Annotated in this window: 2 protein-coding genes; both read right to left on the reverse strand. The window is 57.8% G+C overall.

The window, feature by feature from the left end:
* Positions 1-451 precede the first annotated feature (451 nt).
* Positions 452-823: a hypothetical protein gene (locus SPHN_RS18310; RefSeq protein WP_248525272.1), complete on the reverse strand. Its 372-nt coding sequence runs from the start codon at positions 821-823 to the stop codon at positions 452-454.
* Positions 820-1,362 carry a recombinase family protein gene (locus SPHN_RS18315; RefSeq protein WP_248525274.1) on the reverse strand — a complete coding sequence of 181 codons (543 nt, stop codon included), beginning with the start codon at positions 1,360-1,362 and terminating at the stop codon, positions 820-822. Before SPHN_RS18315 ends, SPHN_RS18310 begins: the two co-directional genes overlap by 4 nt.
* Positions 1,363-1,621: the final 259 nt, after the last annotated feature.

Consider the following 1,621-nt stretch of genomic DNA (forward strand, 5'->3'; position numbering starts at 1 on the left):
ATTGCGTCAACGAGGCGGTATGCCGGGCCATCACCGGTGAAGATGGCTTCCTCAATGGCGTCGAGATCGAGAGTGATGATCCTCTGTCCTGCCTCTTTGGCTTTGAAAAACCGGTCGAGAGCCTCGGTCCAGTAGGAGTCTTCTGCCCAATGGCGGGTGTCGTTGGACATTGTATTCTCCAAGGAGCGTTGGTCATCTTGTCATGAGGCTGTGGTCAGGACATCAATGACTGGGATGAAAAAGGGGACGACAGAGACCGGCTACCGGAACCGCAATGGCCAGACGGTCATGCGGAAGACCGACTTGCCGGGCAACGACCACAACCAGATGACCTACGTTCTGCGGTGCGACGGCTGTGGTCACGAGTATGGCTCGAATGGCTCTGACATCTTCCAGCGACGCTGCCCTGCGCATGATGGCGGTGCTGCTGGTTTACCGACACCCTCCTGAATTACCCGACGAGAAGATAACCCCTCAGGCGGTATGGAAGCGTCCGCGTATACGGATCACGTAGCTCTCGCCCCTTCGCGTCCCAGACCATCCAGTGATGATATTCATCGCCATCATCGTCGAGCATGACGAAGACGAGTGCATCACCGATAAGATCGTCTAACGCGGTTGAGCCGAATGGTTTTCGACGGCCTGTGTCAGGCTGTCGGCCAAGCTTTACGAGAGCATCACGAAGCGCGTTCGTCTTTGTCTTTCCCGCTCTCTTACCGTTAGGGAAGATGGCCTTGAGAGCTTCGTCATAAGCTACATCGGCAAGCATCGCGACACAGGCGACCCCGCAGTCGTATTCGCCTTTCTGCTTGACGGTTTTCATGCCGACAGCGCCCGGTAAACGCTGGCACGACCGATATTCATCGCCTTAGCGATTTGAGCGGGACCCATGCCGGTGCCGTGAAGCTCCTTCACGCGCGTAGGGTCGATGCTGGCAGGCCGACCACGATACTTGCCCGCCGCCTTGGCCTTCGTCACGCCTTCCATCTGGCGTTCGCGCCGAATGTCGTTTTCAAACATCGCGACGGCTCCCAGCACCGCCAACATCAGCCTGCCCGTGGACGTGTCGGTGTCGACCCCGCTCTGGTTGATGCAGCGGAACGCGACACCCTTAGCGGTCAACCGCTCGATGATCTGGTGCAGGTCGCCAACGCTGCGGGCGAGACGGTCGAGCCGCGTAACGACGAGCGTGTCCCCGTCACGCACGAAGTCGAGAGCATCGGCGAGTTGGTCCCGGCCAATCGTAGAGCGTCCGCTGACCTGCTCGCTGAAGACCTTCTCGCACCCGGCCTGAGAAAGTGCCTGATGCTGGATGTCGAGGCTCTGTCCCGACGAGCTTACACGACCATATCCGACCAGCATCTGCACCCCGTCTCATTTGGTTCTAAGAGGTCGGATTATAGCATGTCTCGAAACTGAACTGGAGCGCTGTTGAGACGCTATTCTGGCGATGTCGAGACGGTCCACATGGGTTTGCCCTAATGGGGCAGGTTCATTGACTGCCGCTCTGCCATACGCTTGAGAATGGCTTAATTGTGCATCGTCGGTTCTCGACCGTCTGCAGGTCCGGGCTCATCCTCGTGTCGATCGTGACCCTATTGCTTATGATAGAATTATACCA

The organism is Sphingomonas faeni, assembly GCF_023195535.1.
Taxonomy (GTDB): Bacteria; Pseudomonadota; Alphaproteobacteria; order Sphingomonadales; family Sphingomonadaceae; genus Sphingomonas; species Sphingomonas faeni_B.